Source organism: Vitreimonas sp., from assembly GCF_036392335.1.
GTDB lineage: Bacteria > Pseudomonadota > Alphaproteobacteria > Caulobacterales > Aquidulcibacteraceae > Vitreimonas.
On sequence record NZ_DASVYD010000015.1, the window covers coordinates 39,332 to 57,207 of the forward strand.

Consider the following 17,876-nt stretch of genomic DNA (forward strand, 5'->3'; position numbering starts at 1 on the left):
CGGATTTCCGGGCATCTCATGAACATGAAGCGCGCGCTCTTCTCATCGCCGCAACTGGCGGTGTCGGTCTGCAGCTACCCGCCCGGCGAACGTCATGGTCGCCATGCGGACGCGTTCTCACGCGTGAGCTTCGTCGTCCGGGGCGGCTACCGCGAGGAGAACCGCGCCGGCGCGATCGCGATGCGGCCCGGCGATGTCCTGGTCAAATCGCAGCGCGCCTTCCATGAGGACGAATTCGGTGAAGCAGGCGCCACGCTCGTCGCACTCGAATTCTTGACCCTCGACCCGTTTGACGCCCCGGGCGCGACGGATTTGTGGCGGCGTCGCACCGACGGCTTCGCGCTTCGCCACGCCAACGCATTCCTAAGCGCGGCGCTCGAAGGCGACCTTGAAGGCGCAAGCGCGGCTGGCGTCGACCTGGTGAGCGCGTGCCTCGACGACGACACGAGACGCATGACGCCGCCAGCTTGGATGAAAAGCCTGAAGCTGGAGCTTGAGGAACGGCGTCTCGCGGACATATCCGTATCGCAGCGCGCGCACGAAGCCGGCGCTCATCCCGCGCACGCCTCACGCTTATTCCGACAATGCTACGGCCAATCCATCACCGAATATGCGCAAGCTCAGAGCGTCCGGCGCGCGTTATCGTCGCTTGCAGAATCCCCCTTGGCGCTAAGCGAGATAGCGCTCAGCGCCGGCTTCTACGATCAGAGTCATATGAGTCGCGTGTTTCGCCGCGTGATCGGGCGCACGCCGCGCCAACAACGCGCACTGCTCGCGGCGGCATGTTAAAAGCGTCCAAGACGCGCCACGCGCATCGACATAGCGTCACGCCGATTACGGAGCTTGACCATGAACCGACGCGCCTTTCTCACCGCTGCGGCCGCTACCGGCCTCGTCAGCTGCGCCACCGCGCCACGGCGTGACTTCGCCCTCGCCGCCGACCTCGACGTCGCCATCGCCCGCGCCATGGCGCTCAACGCCGCGCCCGGCCTCGCGCTTGCCGTCTACACACGCGAAGGCGCATTTGTCCGCGGTGTTGGCGTCACCGATATCGGCACGGGCGAACGCGCCAGCACAGCGACCGCATTCTATATCGCCTCTTCCACCAAACCGCTGACCGCACTGGCGCTCGCCAATTTGCATCACCGTCGCGCGTTCGACCTCGATGCGACACTCGCGGCCTACGCGCCGACGGCGCCGTTCCCCGCTGCAATTCAAGCGGACCAGACGCGGTTTCGCGATCTCCTCTCGCACACCGGCGGCGTAGAAAACGGGCCGATCGGATATCGGCTCGCGTTCACCGGCCAGCACGATCCCGAAACGCTCTGGCGCTTGCTTGCGTACAGCGAAACCAATGACGAGGCGCCGCGTGGGCGCTTCGATTACACCAACGAAGGCTACAACATCGCCACCGTGCTGACCGATCGCGGGCTTGGTTTAGCCTGGCAAGATCTGCTGGAGCGCGAGATTTTCGCACCCGCCGGCATGGCCCGCGCCAGCGCGCGGATGTCGCGCGCCGCCGATTGGTCAGTCGCCAAACCGCACACCCTCACTCCAGAGGGGGCGGCGCAACGCGCCTATCTCGAAAAAACCGACGAAACCATGCAATCCGCCGGCGGAATCATCATGAGCGCCGAAGACGCGTTGCGTTGGCTCGAACTCATGGTCGAGCGCGGACGCGTGGGGCGCAGGCAAGTGGTCGCGCCAGAGGTGATCGCCGCCGTGCAGCAGCCGCATGCGCAAGTCGGGTCGGAATTCGAAGGTTATGTTCGCGAGGCGTACGGCCTGGGCTGGTATCTTGGCCCCTATCGCGAGGATCGCCTCGTGCACCATTTCGGCGGTTTCGCCGGTTTCCGCGCCCACGTCTCCTTCAGCCCCGCCCGCGGGGTGGGCGTGGCGGCGTTCGTCAATAGCGACCAAGGCGGAGGTCTGACCGACGCCATCGCCAATTACATCTACGACCGCACTGGAGGCGCCGACGACGCACAGCAGCGGTTCGACGAAGCCTTGGCCAACGTCGCCGCGCGGAGGGATCGCATGGCCGCGGCCATCTCAACCGACCGCGCCAACCGCGCCACCCGAACCTGGACCCTCACACGCGCGCGCACCGCCTATGCCGGGGCCTATGAGAGCGAAGCTTGGGGGCGCATCGAGGTCGCGGCGCAGGGCGAGCGCCTCCACCTCCGCCAGGGCGCGCTGCAAGCGGTCGCCGAACCCTTCACCCAGCCAGATTCCGTTCGGGTGGAATTCGTCCCCGGCCGCGGCGAGCCGATTCAGTTCGAGGGGGGAGGCGAGCGCCCGGACGGTCTCCGCACGCGCTTTGGCCAATTCCAGCGGGTCTGAAACAGGCCTCCCCTTGCTTCCGGGGCCGAAATGCGTATTTTCCGCGCCTTCGCGATCCGCGGCCCCGGAGGCATCCGCCGTCCGGGGTCCATCGTTTTGGCCGGTTCTTCCCCGGTCCGAGCGCCGCGGGTCCATGGAAGAGGACAATATGGCTTATTACGAACACGTGCTTATCGCGCGGCCGGAAATCTCGCCGCAACAGGTCGACACGATCGTCGAAGAAATCACCAATACAATCAAGGAATTGGGCGGCACGACCACCAAGACCGAGTATTGGGGCCTGCGCAATCTGACCTATCGCATCCGCAAGAACCGCAAGGGCCACTACGCCCTGATCAATATCGACGCCCCGGCCCCGGCCGTGCACGAGCTTGAGCGGCGCCTGCGCATCAACGAAGACATCATGCGCTTCAAGACCATCCGCGTTGAGGAACTCGACGAGGAGCCGTCCCCGATCCTGGCCCGCCGGGACCGCGAGGAGCGCCGCCGCGCACGCCGTGAAGGCGGTCGCGACGGTGAAGATGGCGTCGATTTTGACGGTGCGGAGGACTAATCCATGGCTGCTAAAGCTGCAAAAGGCGCTCCGAAGTTCAACATCTCGAACATTCCGGCCCGTCGCCCCTTCGGCCGTCGTCGCAAAGTGTGCCCGTTCTCGGGCAGCGCCTCGCCGAAGATCGACTACAAGGACGTGAAGCTGCTCCAACGCTATATCAGCGAAAAGGGCAAGATCGTCCCGGCGCGCATCACCGCCGTTTCCGCCAAGAAGCAACGCGAACTCGCGCGCGCCATTAAGCTGGCTCGCGAACTCGCGCTTCTGCCGTTCGCCGTTCAGTAAGGGAGACTCGTCACATGCAAGTCATCCTGCTCGAACGCGTCGAGAATCTCGGCGCCATTGGCGATGAAGTGAAGGTGCGCGACGGTTTCGCCCGCAACTTCCTGCTCCCGCAAAAGAAAGCGCTCCGCGCCACCGACGCGAACCGCAAGGTTTTCGAAGGCCGTCGCGCTGAACTCGAAGCTAAGAACGCCGAGGCCAAGGCGGCCGCCGAAAAGGCGGCCAAGAAGGTCGATGGTGAAAGCTACGTCCTCATCCGCCAAGCGGGTGAAGCTGGTCAGCTCTACGGTTCGGTTTCTTCGCGCGACATCGCCGACGAAATCGTCAAGTCCGGCGCCAAGATCGAACGCAACGCGGTTGTGCTCGACAAGCCGATCAAGACGGTTGGCGTCTATGACGTGCGCGTCCGCCTCCATGCGGAAGTGTACGCGACGGTGAAAGTCAACGTGGCCCGTTCGGCCGACGAAGCCGAGCGCCAAGCCAAGGGCGAGAACGTCATCACCGCGGCGATCGAAGCCGAGCGCGCCGAGGCGGAAGCCGCGGCGAAGGAACTCGCGGCCAATTCGATCACCAACGATCCGTCGGCGCGCGCCGAATAAGCGCGTCCGCATCCAAACGCGAAGGCCCGTGCATCCCCGATGCGCGGGCCTTTTCTTTTGCGCCCCGCGTGCGTGCGCGTTTAAGCTCGCGCCAGCCATTCGAGGGGACACCATGATCAACCGACGCATCTTGCTGACCGGCGTCGCGGCGACGTTCGCCGCCGCTTGCGCGAGCACGACCGACAGCGCCTTGCCGCACCAGACCTACTCGGCCCAAACCTTCTTCCAGACGACCTCCTACAGCATGGCCGCCTCCGCCGGCCTCGGGTTTTCTCCGGACGGTCGCCGCATCCTCATCGCGAATGATTCCAGCGGCGTCTTTAACGCTTACGCCCTCTCGATCGAAGGCGGCGCGCCGCAACAACTCACCCAATCGCCAGACAACGCGACCTTCGCCGTCTCCTATTTCCCGAACGACGAACGCATCCTGGTCGGCGCCGATCAAGGCGGCAACGAACTTGACCACCTCTATGTGCGCGAGCGCGACGGAACGCTGCGCGATCTGACGCCAGGCGACAACGTCAAAGCCGATTTCCTTGCTTGGCGCGGCGACGGCAATGCGTTCTGGGTCACCTCGAACGAACGCGACCCGCAAGTGTTCGATCTCTACGAGTATGACGCCGCCACGTACGCCCGCACGCGCGTCTATGAAAATCCCGGCATGGAAATCGCCGGCATCACCCGGGATGGACGCTGGCTGGCGCTCGTGCGCCCGCGCACCAGCGCCGACAGCGACATCTTCCTGGTGAACCTGCATGCGCGCGACATGCGTGAACCACGCCTGATCACGCAGCACACCGGCAACATCTCTTACGGCGTCTACGAATTCACCCCGGACGGCGCGGCCCTCATCTACGGCACGGACGAACACGGCGAATACAATCAAGCTTGGCGGTATGATCTCGCGAGTGGTGAGAAGACGCCGCTGATCCAGGCCGAGTGGGACGTGATGTTCGTGGTGCACTCGCCATCCGGGCGCTATCGCGTCTCCGCCATCAACGCCGACGCTTCTACCGACGTCACCATTTTGGATACGCGCACCAATACGCCGATCCGTCTCAGCGGCGTCCCCGCCGGCGATCTTGGCCAAGTCCGCTTCAACCGCGACGAAACCCGCATTGCGTTCACCGTCGCCTCGGACACTTCGCCCGCCGACGTGTTCACCGCCCCGCTCAACACCGGCGTGGCCACACGCCTCACGCACGCACTCAATCCCGCGATTAATGAGGCTCTGCTCGTCGAAGCCACGGTGGAGCGCTATCCGAGCTTCGATGGGTTGCAGATTCCAGGCATCCTCTATCGTCCGCGCACCGCAAGCCGCACCAACCGCGTCCCGGCGCTGGTGCTCGTGCACGGCGGCCCAGGCGGACAGAGCCGGCGCGGCTATTCGGCGATGATCCAACACCTCGTGAACCACGGCTACGCCGTCTTCGCGGCCAACAATCGCGGCTCATCCGGCTACGGCAAGACCTTCTTCCACATGGATGATCGCCGCCACGGTGAAGTCGATCTCGACGACATCGTCTATGCGCGCCGCTATCTCGAAACACTCGACTGGGTGGACGGCGAGCGTATCGGCATTATGGGCGGCTCTTATGGCGGCTACATGGTGGCCGCAGCGCTCGCCTTCCGCCCGGACGCGTTCGATGTCGGCGTCAATATTTTCGGCGTCACCAATTGGGAGCGCACGCTCAACTCGATCCCGCCGTGGTGGGCAAGCTTCCGCGAAGCCCTCTATGACGAAATGGGCGACCCCGCGACCGACGCCGAACGTCACCGCCGCATCTCGCCGCTCTTCCACGCACAGAACATCCGCAAGCCCTTGCTCGTCGTGCAAGGCGCAAACGATCCGCGTGTGCTGCAAGTGGAGAGCGACGAGCTGGTCGCCGCCGTGCGCGCCAACAACGTGCCGGTCGAGTACGTGCTCTTCCCCGACGAAGGCCACGGCTTCCTGCGCAAGGAAAACCGCATCACCGCGCAGGAAGCGTATCTGCGCTTCCTCGATCAATATCTCCGCGGTGGGGCTTAAGGCCAGCTATGCTCCCCCGCGCGCGGGGGAGCTGTCAGCGCGCGATAGCGCGATGACTGAGGGGGGAGTGCACGCCACGACTGCACGTCCCCCTCCGCTTCGCTACGCTCTGCACCTCCCCGCGCGCGGGGGAGGACGCGTGGCAGAGATTCGCTCATTCCGCGTCAACAACAAAAACACGTGCACGACTCAGCAAAAGCACGGGTCAAGATTTCGGGCCGTCAACGAATGGCGGCCCGAATCGGCGCAAGATGCACCCATGAGTTCTCAACAAGCGCTCCCGCTTGGCGCGCCGGCCCCGGCCCCGCAACAGCGCGTCACCCCGCACAATCTGGAAGCCGAGCAAGCCTTGCTCGGCGCAATCCTGTTCGACAATGAAACCCTGAACCGGATCACGCAGCAGCTGCGCCCGCAGCACTTCTACGATCCCGTCCACGGTCGCATCTTCGCCGCCTGCCAGGAGATGATCGCCACTGGCCACATCGCCGACGGCGTCACGCTGAAGGAACGCTTTGCGCGCGACGGCGGCATCAAGGAAATCGGCGGCGCCGTCTATCTGATGAAGCTGATGGATCTCGCCGCGCCGCTGTCGGCGCAGGCGCAATCCTACGCTGAGCTCATCTACGACATGGCGCTGCGCCGCGAACTGATCCGCGTCGGCAATGTCATCGCTGATCTCGCTGAGAATCCGCCCGAGCGTCACGACGCCAAGGACATCATCGAGGAAGCCGAGCGCACCCTCTTCACGCTCGCCGAAAGCGGCGGCGCCAATAAAGGCTTCCAGGATTTCCGAACCGCGCTCACCGCTTCGATCGAGGTGGCCACCGCCGCGAAGAACCGCGGTTCCGACGTCTCCGGCATTTCCACCGGCTTCCGCGACCTCGATCATTTGATGGGTGGCCTACACGGTTCCGATTTGATCATCCTCGCCGGTCGTCCGTCGATGGGCAAAACCGCGTTCGCGTTGAACCTCGCCATGAACGTCGCGCGCATCAAACAGAAGGCAATCCAAGAAGACCCCAATTCCGAACATCTCGGCGGCACCGTGGGCTTCTTCTCACTCGAAATGTCGGCCGAACAATTGGCGACACGTATTCTCTCCGACTTTGCCGGCATCGAGTCGCATCGCATTCGCCAGGGCAAGATCGACAAGGACGAATATGTGCGCCTCGCCGACTCGGCGACCGAACTGCAAATGCTGCCGCTCCATGTCGACGAAACTGGCGGTATTTCCATTGGCGCGCTCACCAATCGCGCGCGCCGCTTGAAGCGCACCTCCGGCCTTGATCTCATCGTCGTGGACTACCTCCAACTCGTCACCGGCTCCGGCAAGACCGACGGCCGCGTGCAGGAAGTCTCGGAAGTCACCCAGGGCCTCAAGGCGCTGGCCAAGGATTTGCACGTCCCGGTTATCGCGCTTTCGCAGCTTTCGCGCCAAGTCGAAGCCCGCGAAGATAAGCGCCCGCAACTCTCGGACCTGCGCGAATCCGGCTCGATCGAACAGGACGCCGACATCGTCATGTTCGTGTATCGCGAGGAATATTACCTGAGCCGCGCCGAGCCCGAACAAGGCACCGAAGCGCACTTCGCCTGGGAGCAAAAGCGCGCCGCAGTTGCGAACAGGGCCGAGCTCATTATAGGCAAGAACCGCCACGGCCCTATCGAAACGGTGCACCTCAATTTCCACGGTCAATTCACCCGATTCAGCTCCATCGCCCGCTGAACCGCCGCGGCTCGCGCGCCTGCGCGTCGATTACAACGCCGTGGCGGAAAATTGGCGCTTCTTCAAAAAGCGCGCGCCGACCGCCGCCGTCGGTGCTGTCGTCAAGGCGGATGCGTATGGGCTGGGCGCCGTCGCGGCCTCACGCGCGCTGGCGCAGGCCGGAGCGCGGGTGTTTTTCACCGCCACCTTTGGCGAAGCACTCCGCGTGCGCAAAGCGCTCGGCGAAGGCCCGCAAATCTTCGTGCTCAACGGCCCGAATGAAAAAGACGTCGCGCAATATGCCGACGCCAAGCTCACGCCGATCCTGAACTCCATCGCGCAAATCAAAATCTGGAACGCGCGCGGCCCCGCCGGCCTACACATCGACACCGGCATGAACAGGCTTGGACTCGGCCCCGAAGAGCTGGCGCAAAGCATGGTCGCGCTCAAAGGCACATCGCTGGCGCTCGTCATGAGCCATCTCGCCTGCGGCTCTGATTTGAAGCACGAGATGAACGCCACACAGCTCAAACGCTTCATCGACGCCGCGTCGCTCTTCCCGCAAGCGCCGCTCTCGCTCTCCGCCACCGCCGGCGCACTGATCGGCCCCGAGTATCATTTCGATCTCATCAGGCCCGGCGTCGGCCTCTACGGCTCCGGCGGACTCGACGCGGACAATCCGCAGCTCATCCCGGCAGCGCTTATCGAGGCGCCCATTCTGCAAGTTCGCGACGTCGAGCCCGGCGAAAGCTTCGGCTACGGCGCTACCTTCACTGCGGCACAAAAGATGCGCACCGCCACCGTCGCGCTCGGCTACGCCGACGGCTACTTGCGATCGCTTGGCGGGCGCGGTTATGGCGTTCTGGGGGGCGGCAAACGCCCAATTCTAGGACGCGTGTCGATGGATTTGACGATCATTGATGTCACCGGCTGCGCGGAAGCTGCGCCCGGCGCCATGGTCGAATTTCTCGGCCCCAATGCGCCCTTGGATGAAATCGCCGCACTGGCCGGGACTGCATCCTACGAAATCCTCACCACATTCGCCGGGACCGTTCGTAAAACAGGGGCGCGGGCGTGAGTGATTGTCGGACCGCCGGCTTCCAGCCGGCACACGGTGTTTCAACACAAACCCAATTTTCCGTTTCAAACGGATGCCGGCTCGACGCCGGCGGTCCGAAGGCAGGCGTATGATCAATCCTTTCGCCCCCATCGGCCGCACTGCGCTCGGCATGCTGGCCGAGATTGGCCGCTTCTCGATCTTCGCGGCGCGCGCCATCGGCTCGATCTTCTCACCGCCGATCTTCGCCGGCCAATTGCTGCGCCAATGCTTCCAGATCGGCTATCTCTCGCTGCCCGTGATCGGCCTCACCGCCGTCTTCATTGGCGCAGCGCTCGCGCTCAACATCTATGTCGGCGGCGCGCGCTTCAACGCTGAGAGCTTCGTGCCCAACATCGTCGTGCTGGGCATCACGCGCGAGCTTGGCCCCGTGCTCGCCGGCCTCATGCTCGCGGGCCGCGTTAGCGCCGGGATCGCGGCTGAGATCGGCACCATGCGCGTCACCGAACAGATCGACGCCATGACCACGCTCTCCACCGACCCGTTCAAATTCCTGATCGCGCCGCGCGTGCTCGCCGCCGTGCTGACGCTGCCGGTGCTCGTCGCGGTCGCCGACGTGATCGGCGTCATGGGCGGCTATCTCGTCGCCGTGAACAGCCTCGATTTCAACGGCGCCACCTATCTGCGCAATACGGTGGACTTTCTTGAAACCCAGGACGTGGTGCTGGGCCTCACCAAAGCCGCCGTGTTCGGCTTCATCATCGCCGTCATGGGCGCCTATCAGGGCTATAACAGCTCGGGCGGCGCGCTCGGCGTCGGCCGCGCCACAACCAACGCCGTCGTCGGCGCCATCGTGCTGATCCTGGCGGTGAACTACATCATCACCGCGTTCTTCGTGGAGTAAGCGCACATGACCGCGAAACTCCAACTCATCGGCCTGAAGAAAAAGCTCCGTGGCCGCCAAGTGCTGGACGGTGTCGATCTCGACGTCGCGCCCGGCAAATCGCTCGTCATCATTGGCGGTTCAGGCCAGGGCAAATCGGTCACGCTGAAATGCACTTTGGGCCTGATGAAGCCCGACGCCGGTCAAGTGCTGGTCGATGGCGCGGACGTCACCAAGATGCCCGCCGAGATACGCGCCCGCGTGATGCGCAAATTCGGCATGCTGTTTCAGGGCGCAGCGCTGTTTGACTCGCTCAGCGTCTGGGAGAACATCGCCTTCCGCCTGATCTACGCCGACAACATTCCCCGCAAGGACGCGCGCGAGCGCGCCATCGAGACGATGCGCAAAGTCCGCCTCGCGCCCGAATTCGCTGACGTGCGGCCCATCGAACTCTCCGGCGGCATGCAAAAGCGCGCAGGCCTCGCCCGCGCCATCATCGCCAAGCCCGACATCCTCTTCTTCGATGAGCCCACAACCGGCCTCGACCCCATCACCGCCGACGCCATTAACGATCTCATCGTCGAAATGGTGAAAGAGCTGAATTGCGCCGCCGTGTCGATCACGCACGACATGCCCAGCGCGCGCAAAATCTCCGACGAAATCGCCATGCTCCACAACGGCAAGATCGTGTGGCGCGGGCTCACCAGCACGCTCGACGCCAGCGGCAACGCCATGGTCGATCAATTCGTCGCCGGCCGCGCCGATGGCCCGATCCAGGCTGTGGTGTGATCGCGCCTACGCCACCGACGCGCGCGCCATACTACGTCGGCAACGAAGACCACGGCTGGCCGCTCGAGGATTGCGCCAGCGGTTTGATCAGCACGCTCGCCGGCTGGGTGCGTGAGCCCTACGAATTTCGCGGCCACGCCAATGGCCGCATCTGGCGCCAGCGCGTCGATAAAACCAGCGCGCGCCTGCTCTTCGTCTCTGATCAAGGCGACGGCCACATCGATCTCAGCATCGATCCCAGCTTCTGGGTGCGCGCCGAACTCTTCGTCGTCGGCGAACTCAAGTTCCGCGCCTGGATCGATGAGCCCTACGAAGAGAAAGATCTCTGGCCCGACGGCTCAGATGGCGTCACACCGCCCAATGGCGACCCGCCCGGCCGCATCTCCAAACGCGGCCGCTGGCTCCAATTACGACGCGCTGAGTTCGGCCTGCCGCCTGCAGAAAGCATCTTCTGGGACGTTGCGGATATCTGGTCCTAAGCGCCCTTCAGCGCATCCGCCACGATCTTCGCGTGATCAAACGCAAGCTGCTTCTCGCGCCAATCACTCACAAACCCCGCCGACGCTGCATCATCGCCGCCGCTCACCGCCGCGCCGTCCCATTCCACAACAAACGCAGCGCTCACAGTGTGCCCACGCGGATCGCGCCCTGGATCGGAATACACGCCGATCAACCGCACCACGCGCCCCGAAGCGCCCGTCTCTTCCTTCAACTCCCGCAGCGCCGCCTGCTCCACCGTCTCGCCCACATCGACGAACCCGCCCGGCAGCGCATAGCAGCCCTTAAACGGCTCATGCCCGCGCTCGATCAGCAGCAACGCGCCCGACGCATCGAACACGACGCAATCGACCGTCAGCAGCGGCGTCTTCGGCGGCCCACTCATAGCGCCCGCGCAATCACACTATCGAGCGCTTCGGGCTTCGTCGTCGGACCAAAGCGCCCGCGCACACGGCCCTCGCGATCGATCAGGAATTTCGTGAAATTCCATTTGATGTTCTTGGTGCTGAGGAAGCCGCGTTTGCTCTCGGTCAGATATTTGTAAAGCGGGTGCGCATTCGGCCCGTTCACGTCGATCTTGGCAAACATCGGAAACGTCACGTTATAGGTGAGCGAACAGAAATTCTTGATCTCGTCGGCGTCGCCCGGCTCCTGCTTGCCAAACTGATTGCACGGAAAGCCCAACACCTCGACGCCCTGCGCGGCGTACTTCCGATGCAGCTCTTCCAAGCCCTTATATTGATACGTGAACCCACACTGGCTCGCCGTATTCACGATCAGCAGCACCTTGCCGCGATACTCGCTGAGCGAACGCTCCTTGCCGTCAATATCGCGCGCGGTGAAATCATAGATGCTGGTCATTGTTCCTCACATTGAAGGCTTCGGCGCCGTTGGCGCGTGTTTCACATTTGGCGCAAACACCACGCCCGTCGCAAAAATCAACGGCCCGATCAAGCAGTATAGGAACCCGGAGAACGGCGCCCAGAATAGCGGCAGCACCGATGCGCTGATCGCCACCAACACACCGATCGAGACATGCACCCAATGCTGCGCGGCGCCAAACCGCGTCAGCTTCGTTTCGTGCGCATCCAAGTCCAGTTCTTCGCGCCGCCGCAGCGCGTGCGCATAGAGCAGGGCAAACATCGCGAACACTGCCGCATAGCCCAGCGACACTATCACCAAACCGTCGCGCGCATGCTCCAGCGACATCGGCGGTTGCGGCGCGCCCGCCACGATCGAACGAACAAATTGCGACAACATCGTCGCCAGATATTTCAGCGGGTAGACGAAGAACACGATCAGGAACAGCAGTCCAGCGTTCAGCACCGTGGTCCACTGATCCTCTAACGCGTAGCGGCGAAAGAAGACGTAGTGCGAATGCCACAGCAGAAGCAGCATCGCGAACGCCGCCGCAAAGCCTGGAAAGCCCCAAAGCTGCGTCACCAATTCATCGAATGACCCAGGGGGCGCGTTCGAGACCACCAAGAGTGTAAGCGCGAATGCAAACACCATGTCCGTCAGCGCTTCCACGCGTGAGGGATTGCCCCCGCGCCAGCGGAAATTTGGCTCGCCCTTGAGCGGATGCAGATCGCGCACACTGGTCATACCACATGCGTTAGCAGAAGCGGCGCGCTAGGCTCAATGGCGAAGGATTCGAGAATGGCCAAAGACCACGTCTTCACCTGCCAGGCCTGCGGCGCGATCTGGCCCAAATGGGCCGGCAAGTGCGAAGCGTGCGGCGCATGGAATACATTGGTCGAGGAGACCGCGCGCACCGCCGTGCCCGGCGCACTCGCCGCGCCCACCGGCAAAAAGAGCAAGGCCCTCGCCTTCGTTGAACTCGCCGGCGAAGCCGATCCCCCGCCACGCCTGCCCACCGGCATTTCCGAATTCGATCGCGTCTGCGGCGGCGGCCTCGTCCCAGCCTCCGCCATCCTCATCGGCGGCGATCCCGGCGTCGGCAAATCGACGTTGCTGCTGCAAGCCGCCGCCGCCATCGCCCGCTCCGGCGCCCGCGTCGCTTACGTCACCGGGGAAGAAGCCGAAGCCCAAGTCCAAGACCGCGCCCGCCGCCTCAAAGCCGCCGACGCGCCCGTCCAACTCGCGGCGGAAACCGATCTCCGCAAAATTCTCGACGGCCTCAAAGCCATCAAGCCCGACGTCGTCATCGTCGATTCCATTCAAACCGTCTGGGCCGATGGCGTTGAAGCCGCCCCCGGCACAGTCGCGCAAGTCCGCGCCTGCGCGCACGAACTCGTGCGCTTCGCCAAGAAGAGCGGCAGCGTGCTCATCCTCGTCGGCCACGTCACCAAAGACGGCCAGATCGCCGGCCCCCGCGTGGTCGAACATCTGGTCGACGCCGTCATCTATTTCGAAGGCGAGCGCGGGCTGCCGTTCCGCATTCTCCGCGCCGTCAAAAATCGCTTCGGCCCCACCGACGAAATCGGCGTGTTCGAAATGGTCGAGCAAGGCTTGGTCGAAACACCAAACCCGTCCGCGCTCTTCATGGGCGGCGCTGGCGATCGCCCATCAGGCGCGGCCGTGTTCGCCGGCGTTGAAGGCTCGCGTCCCGTGCTTGTCGAAATCCAAGCGCTCGCCGCACCCGCCGCCTATGGCACGCCGCGCCGCGCCGTCGTCGGCTGGGATAGCGCGCGCCTCGCCATGATCCTCGCCGTGTTGGAAACGCGCTGCGGCCTCTCCTTTTCGGGCCGCGACGTCTATCTCTCCGTCGCCGGGGGCCTCCGCATCACCGAACCCGCCGCCGACCTCGCCGTCGCCGCAGCGCTCATCTCCGCGCTCGTCGATCGCCCCTTGCCGACACACAGCGTCGTCTTCGGCGAAGTCGCTCTCTCCGGCGAAATCCGCCCCGCCGGCCGTACGGATTTGCGTTTGAAAGAAGCCGCGAAGCTCGGCTTCCAATCCGCCTTCGCGCCCCCGCAAAAAAAGAGCGGCAGCGCAGGCGGCGTAAAGTTGCGCGAGTTAAATCACATCGCCGATCTAGCCGCGGCGTTGGGTGTTGAGGATTGATTGGCAGAATTTCCCCTTTTGGCCCGGAGCCGACGTGACACACCGATCTGAAATAGTTTAGCGTAAAGCATGGCGTTGAACGGCCCCGACGCGCGCAAGATCGCAATTCAGGCGACGCGAGATGCATTCGCGAATGAAAGCTGCGAACTTGTGAGAGTGGGCGGAGCTCCTCGCAAGATCGATGCGTTTGTAGCTGCGGGGCAGATATCGCTCGTGATTGCCCCGTACTTTCGCCTTGCGTATGGGGCGCTCCAACTCAACGCTATGCTCTCTTTCGTGGATCAGGAGTTTGAGCGGCTTCGCGGTCGAGATGCGATCACACGAGAAAGTTTGGGCGTTTTTTGCGCTTTCTCAGCCAACTTCCCAACTTTACGGGACTCAGCATGGATCGAGCGCAGCGATGTGAGCCACGGCCTCACGCAGGCGCTCGCGCCCTATTTGAACATTGTCAGAACCTACCCGCGCGATCGGCAAGCCTTTCAGAGAGCGGTGTCTTCGGGCGTGATCTGCGATCTGCCGTCACGCCAATTTCTTGCTAGGTCAATGCTTGCTGAGAGTCAGCGAGACTTCTTGGATTGGCTTGGCGTGGCGTGGCGTGGGGACCACAACGGCAAAGAGCTGACAGGAGGGGGAAGGCCGCTCCCGGCGAGTAACAGCCGCTCAAACGTCTCTATTCATCGTCCGCCAATGCGCCCATGCAGCGTAAGGCCTGGCTGGCGCTGATCGCGCCATCCGGCGCGACATCCACCGTGCGTACATCAGCGCACGCCTCCTGCATCGCCACATGCGTGCACGACGCGCCGGACGTCTCGCAGCTGAAGCCCTGCGCGCGAAGGTCCGCCAGCAATTGCGCACGCGTGACACCCGCCGCATAGCGCGCATGCACCGAGCGCGCGAAAGCGCTGCCTTCGCCGTTACCTGAAGCCGACCCGCGTTCGGAAAAATCGAGCGCCGGACGATCCGCCAATTGCGCCAAAGCTTCGCTTGCGCCGCACAACGCCAAGACGAAAACAAAAGCGGACGCGCCAATTCGCTTCATGCCAAGCCCCGAAATATGCGGCCAACACGGGTCGCCTATCCCAAATTGCGGCCCGCGAGTCCGCTTGGCAATGTCTAGAAAACGCCAAGCCGATCGTGAGAAGCCAGGCGTCATGCGGCCAAAAATGTTGCGCGTAACAAAAATCGCGGGCGAGAACGCCAACGCTCCATATTCCCCCTCTCCCTTGCGGAGAGGGGGCCAAGGGGTGACGGGCGTTCCGCTCGCTCAGAGTTTGGGAGCCTGCGTTGCGCTAATTCTGTGAAGAGCGCGCCAGCTGAACGCCCCTGACCCCGCCCGCCTTCGCTAAAACTGCTGCGCGCGACCCTCTCCGCAAGGGAGAGGGTTTCCGAGCTACACAATCTTCGAATCTGTCTTCCCCCAATACGCATCGCGTATCAGCCTTTTGTACAATTTCCCCGTCGGATGCCTTGGCAGTTCTTCCATGAAGTCCAACACGCGCGGCGCCTTCACGTGACTCAAATTCGCCCGCGCATAGGCCAGCAATTCCTCGCGCAACGCATCGCCCGCTTCATTCCAATCCGCCGGCTGGATCACAGCCACGACCTTCTCGCCCATCTCTTCATCCGGCGCGCCGACCACGGCGACATCCGTCACCTTCGGGTGCGTGACCAGCAAATTCTCGATCTCTTGCGGATAGATGTTCACGCCGCCGGAAATGATCATGAAGCTCTTGCGGTCGGTCAGATAAAGATAGCCATCCTCATCGACCCAACCCACATCGCCCAACGTCGTCCAACCATGCTGGTTGGTATTCTCCGCCGCTTTACCGGGGTCGTTGTGATACGCGAGCGGCGGGCCGTTCGCGAAATAGACCACGCCTTCGGTGCGCGGCGGCACTTGCTCGTTCTCATCATTGCAAATGCGCACTTCGCCGATGACAGCCTTGCCGACCGAGCCTTTGCGCTCCAGCCACGCTTGCGGCCCGATATAGCAAAAGCCATTGCCCTCGGTGCCGGCGTAATATTCGTAAATCACCGGGCCCCACCAGGCGATCATTTGCTCCTTCACCGGGATCGGACAGGGTGCTGCGGCGTGCACGGCGGACACCAGGCTCGACACATCATATTTCGCGCGCACGTCTTCAGGCAGTTTCAGCATGCGCACGAAATGCGTCGGCACGAATTGCGCGGTTTGGATCTTGTGTTTCTCGATCAGCGCCAGCGCCTGTTCGGGATCGAATTTCTCCATCACCACAACCGTGCCGCCCAAACGCTGCACGCTCATGCACCAACGCAAGGGCGCCGCATGATAGAGCGGCGCGGGCGAGAGATACCGGCTCTGATCCGGAAAATTGAAGAACGCTTTCGGCAGCACCGTCAGCGCATCGGCGACATCGATATCGACGCCGCGCAGCGGCGGCTTCACACCCTTCGGCCGCCCGGTTGTGCCCGAGGAATAGAGCATGTCCGAGCCCGCCGTCTGATCGGCGATCGGTTCCGCCGGCATCGCGTCGCGCGCCGCCTCATAACTCGCATAAGCGCCCGTCGCGCCGCCAACAGCGAAGAGCTTCACGCCGGGCAGCACCGCAGGCAATTGTTCGAACACCGGCCCCACGGCTGGCGACGAGATCAACACCTGCGCGCCGCAATCACGCACGATGTATTCCACCTCGCCCGCCGTCAGCTTCGAGGAGATGCAGGTGTAATAAAGCCCCGCGCGTTGCGCCGCCCAGGCGATCTCCAGATAGCGCGCATTGTTCTCCATGAAGATCGCGATCACATCGCCGACCTTCAGCCCGAGCGAACGAAACAGCTGCGCGCCCTGGTTCGAGCGCGCGTCGAGTTCGCCATAGGTCACCGCCTCGCCCGAGCCCGCCATCACATAGGCGACGCGATCAGGTTCAGTCTTGGCGTGGGTAGCCGGGTGCATGCTTCCTCCCGCAGGCTCTTGGGCCGCTTGTTAAAAGCGATTGGCCGGCGCACGCTGGGTTATGTCAACGCCCTACGTGGCGGAAGGCGCAGCGCAATCCGGGCTGCGCCCGCCATTGGCGCGCAGGAAGTCCACGTAATACGCAGCCATTTGCGGCGCCATGATTTGGGCGCGTTCGTCGCCAGCGATGAAATCCGCGATATTCGTGCTCCAGGCGCTGGCGCAGACCGAAGCATCCGCATCGCTCGCCACGCAATCCAGGAACGCGCCGAAGGCTTGGCGGTAGGTGTCAAATTGCGCCCGATCCATTGGCGCGCCATGGCCGGGAATGGCGATGCGGAAGGGCGTCGCCCAAACCTCGTCCAGCGCCGCGCGCCAAGCCTCTGGACACGCCGTCTCAAAGAAGGGCGCCGGGAATGTCACCAGATCGCCAAGCACGACAACACGCGTGCGCCGATCGTAGAGCCAGATGTCCGCGGCGCTCACCGCACCATCCGTGACATGCACATCGAACCGCCGCCCAGCGATGCGCAGGCGCTGATCACGCGCGATCACCACGTCCGGCCGCAGATCATCGGCGGCCGCCATCGTGTCGATGAAGATCTGCACCTCTTCACGCTGCACCGGGCTCAGCTGATCGCCCGCCAGCATGCCGCGCGCGCCCTCAAGATTGCGGCTGAGGAAACCGCCCGGCGCCAGCACCGCGTCGATCGCATTGGTCGCGTAGACGGGCGCATTCGGGAACGCCGCCTGCACCCGGCCATTGCCGCTCGAATGATCGAGATGCCAGTGCGTGTTCACGATCGCCGCGATCGGCCGGCCGCGCGTCCGCGCCAAATCCAGGATCGCATCGCTCTGCCAGCCATGCCGGCCCGTATCGATCACCACCAAACCATCGGGCGCGTCGAAAACGATCGTGTTTCCGTCCGGCCCGCGCTCCGGCTCGAAGCTGCCGGGCAGAAGCGTCACCCCGGCCACAATCTCTTGCGGGGCGATTTCCGGCGCGGCGGCGGTTTCAGCGCCCGCCGCGAGCGCGAAGAGCAGCTCTGCGAACATGGAGAGCAGCATCCGCCGCACGCACGCCCTCGGCGCGCCGAAATCGACCAGCAGCCTCGGCCCGACGACACGTTACAGGCTTTCAATCGCCGCCCGGCCCGTCTATCGATTCACCATGCGCCCGAGAATGCG

Annotated in this window: 18 protein-coding genes; 12 read left to right on the top strand and 6 right to left on the bottom strand. The window is 63.7% G+C overall.

The window, feature by feature from the left end:
• The first annotated feature begins 18 nt into the window (after window positions 1-18).
• The 11 genes from VF769_RS02940 to VF769_RS02990 all read left to right on the top strand — a co-directional run bounded on the left by VF769_RS02940 (window position 19) and on the right by VF769_RS02990 (window position 10,713).
• On the top strand, window positions 19-789 hold the full coding sequence (locus VF769_RS02940; protein ID WP_331006870.1) for a helix-turn-helix transcriptional regulator: 771 nt from the start codon (window positions 19-21) through the stop codon (window positions 787-789).
• Window positions 790-849: 60 nt separating this feature from the next.
• Window positions 850-2,343, top strand: a complete 1,494-nt coding sequence (locus VF769_RS02945; RefSeq protein ID WP_331006871.1) for a serine hydrolase domain-containing protein — start codon at window positions 850-852, stop codon at window positions 2,341-2,343.
• A gap of 148 nt (window positions 2,344-2,491) precedes the next feature.
• Window positions 2,492-2,896, top strand: coding sequence for a 30S ribosomal protein S6 (gene rpsF, locus VF769_RS02950; RefSeq protein ID WP_331006872.1), 405 nt, complete (start codon window positions 2,492-2,494; stop codon window positions 2,894-2,896).
• A gap of 3 nt (window positions 2,897-2,899) precedes the next feature.
• On the top strand, window positions 2,900-3,178 hold the full coding sequence (gene rpsR, locus VF769_RS02955) for a 30S ribosomal protein S18 (RefSeq protein WP_331006873.1): 279 nt from the start codon (window positions 2,900-2,902) through the stop codon (window positions 3,176-3,178).
• Between the two features lie 14 nt (window positions 3,179-3,192).
• The gene (rplI, locus tag VF769_RS02960; RefSeq protein ID WP_331006874.1) at window positions 3,193-3,774 is read left to right on the top strand and encodes a 50S ribosomal protein L9; all 582 of its coding nucleotides are present in this window, start codon (window positions 3,193-3,195) and stop codon (window positions 3,772-3,774) included.
• A gap of 112 nt (window positions 3,775-3,886) precedes the next feature.
• Window positions 3,887-5,803 (top strand): S9 family peptidase, encoded by a 1,917-nt coding sequence (locus tag VF769_RS02965; RefSeq protein ID WP_331006875.1) that lies wholly within the window; start codon window positions 3,887-3,889, stop codon window positions 5,801-5,803.
• Window positions 5,804-6,062: 259 nt separating this feature from the next.
• Window positions 6,063-7,526 (top strand): replicative DNA helicase, encoded by a 1,464-nt coding sequence (locus tag VF769_RS02970; protein ID WP_331006876.1) that lies wholly within the window; start codon window positions 6,063-6,065, stop codon window positions 7,524-7,526.
• A gap of 19 nt (window positions 7,527-7,545) precedes the next feature.
• Window positions 7,546-8,583 carry an alanine racemase gene (gene alr, locus VF769_RS02975; protein WP_331006963.1) on the top strand — a complete coding sequence of 346 codons (1,038 nt, stop codon included), beginning with the start codon at window positions 7,546-7,548 and terminating at the stop codon, window positions 8,581-8,583.
• 109 nt (window positions 8,584-8,692) lie between these two features.
• Window positions 8,693-9,466 (top strand): ABC transporter permease, encoded by a 774-nt coding sequence (locus VF769_RS02980; protein WP_331006877.1) that lies wholly within the window; start codon window positions 8,693-8,695, stop codon window positions 9,464-9,466.
• A 6-nt stretch (window positions 9,467-9,472) separates the two neighbouring features.
• Window positions 9,473-10,234, top strand: coding sequence for an ABC transporter ATP-binding protein (locus VF769_RS02985; protein WP_331006878.1), 762 nt, complete (start codon window positions 9,473-9,475; stop codon window positions 10,232-10,234).
• Window positions 10,231-10,713 (top strand): hypothetical protein, encoded by a 483-nt coding sequence (locus tag VF769_RS02990; protein WP_331006879.1) that lies wholly within the window; start codon window positions 10,231-10,233, stop codon window positions 10,711-10,713. Before VF769_RS02985 ends, VF769_RS02990 begins: the two co-directional genes overlap by 4 nt.
• Here VF769_RS02990 and VF769_RS02995 read toward each other — a convergent pair.
• From VF769_RS02995 to VF769_RS03005, 3 genes are read right to left on the bottom strand one after another with little or no spacing between them, the layout of a single operon-like run.
• A complete protein-coding gene (locus VF769_RS02995) occupies window positions 10,710-11,117 on the bottom strand; it encodes an NUDIX hydrolase (RefSeq protein ID WP_331006880.1) in 408 nt (135 codons plus the stop codon). The two genes, VF769_RS02990 and VF769_RS02995, sit on opposite strands and share 4 nt — an antisense overlap.
• Complete coding sequence (locus VF769_RS03000) at window positions 11,114-11,593, bottom strand: glutathione peroxidase (RefSeq protein WP_331006881.1); 480 nt, start codon at window positions 11,591-11,593, stop codon at window positions 11,114-11,116. The genes VF769_RS02995 and VF769_RS03000 overlap by 4 nt, the downstream gene beginning before the upstream one ends.
• A 6-nt stretch (window positions 11,594-11,599) precedes the next feature.
• Window positions 11,600-12,337 carry a TMEM175 family protein gene (locus VF769_RS03005; RefSeq protein ID WP_331006882.1) on the bottom strand — a complete coding sequence of 246 codons (738 nt, stop codon included), beginning with the start codon at window positions 12,335-12,337 and terminating at the stop codon, window positions 11,600-11,602.
• Window positions 12,338-12,391: 54 nt separating this feature from the next.
• Between VF769_RS03005 and radA the strand changes: the two genes are divergently transcribed.
• Entirely contained in the window at window positions 12,392-13,759 is a 1,368-nt protein-coding gene (radA, locus tag VF769_RS03010; RefSeq protein ID WP_331006883.1) for a DNA repair protein RadA, read from the top strand.
• A gap of 670 nt (window positions 13,760-14,429) precedes the next feature.
• On the opposite strand, the gene VF769_RS03015 is transcribed toward radA, so the two are convergent.
• The 3 genes from VF769_RS03015 to VF769_RS03025 all read right to left on the bottom strand — a co-directional run bounded on the left by VF769_RS03015 (window position 14,430) and on the right by VF769_RS03025 (window position 17,756).
• On the bottom strand, window positions 14,430-14,798 hold the full coding sequence (locus tag VF769_RS03015; RefSeq protein ID WP_331006884.1) for a hypothetical protein: 369 nt from the start codon (window positions 14,796-14,798) through the stop codon (window positions 14,430-14,432).
• 351 nt (window positions 14,799-15,149) lie between these two features.
• Entirely contained in the window at window positions 15,150-16,688 is a 1,539-nt protein-coding gene (locus tag VF769_RS03020) for an acyl-CoA synthetase (protein ID WP_331006885.1), read from the bottom strand.
• 72 nt (window positions 16,689-16,760) lie between these two features.
• Complete coding sequence (locus VF769_RS03025) at window positions 16,761-17,756, bottom strand: MBL fold metallo-hydrolase (protein ID WP_331006964.1); 996 nt, start codon at window positions 17,754-17,756, stop codon at window positions 16,761-16,763.
• Between the last annotated feature and the right edge of the window lie 120 nt (window positions 17,757-17,876).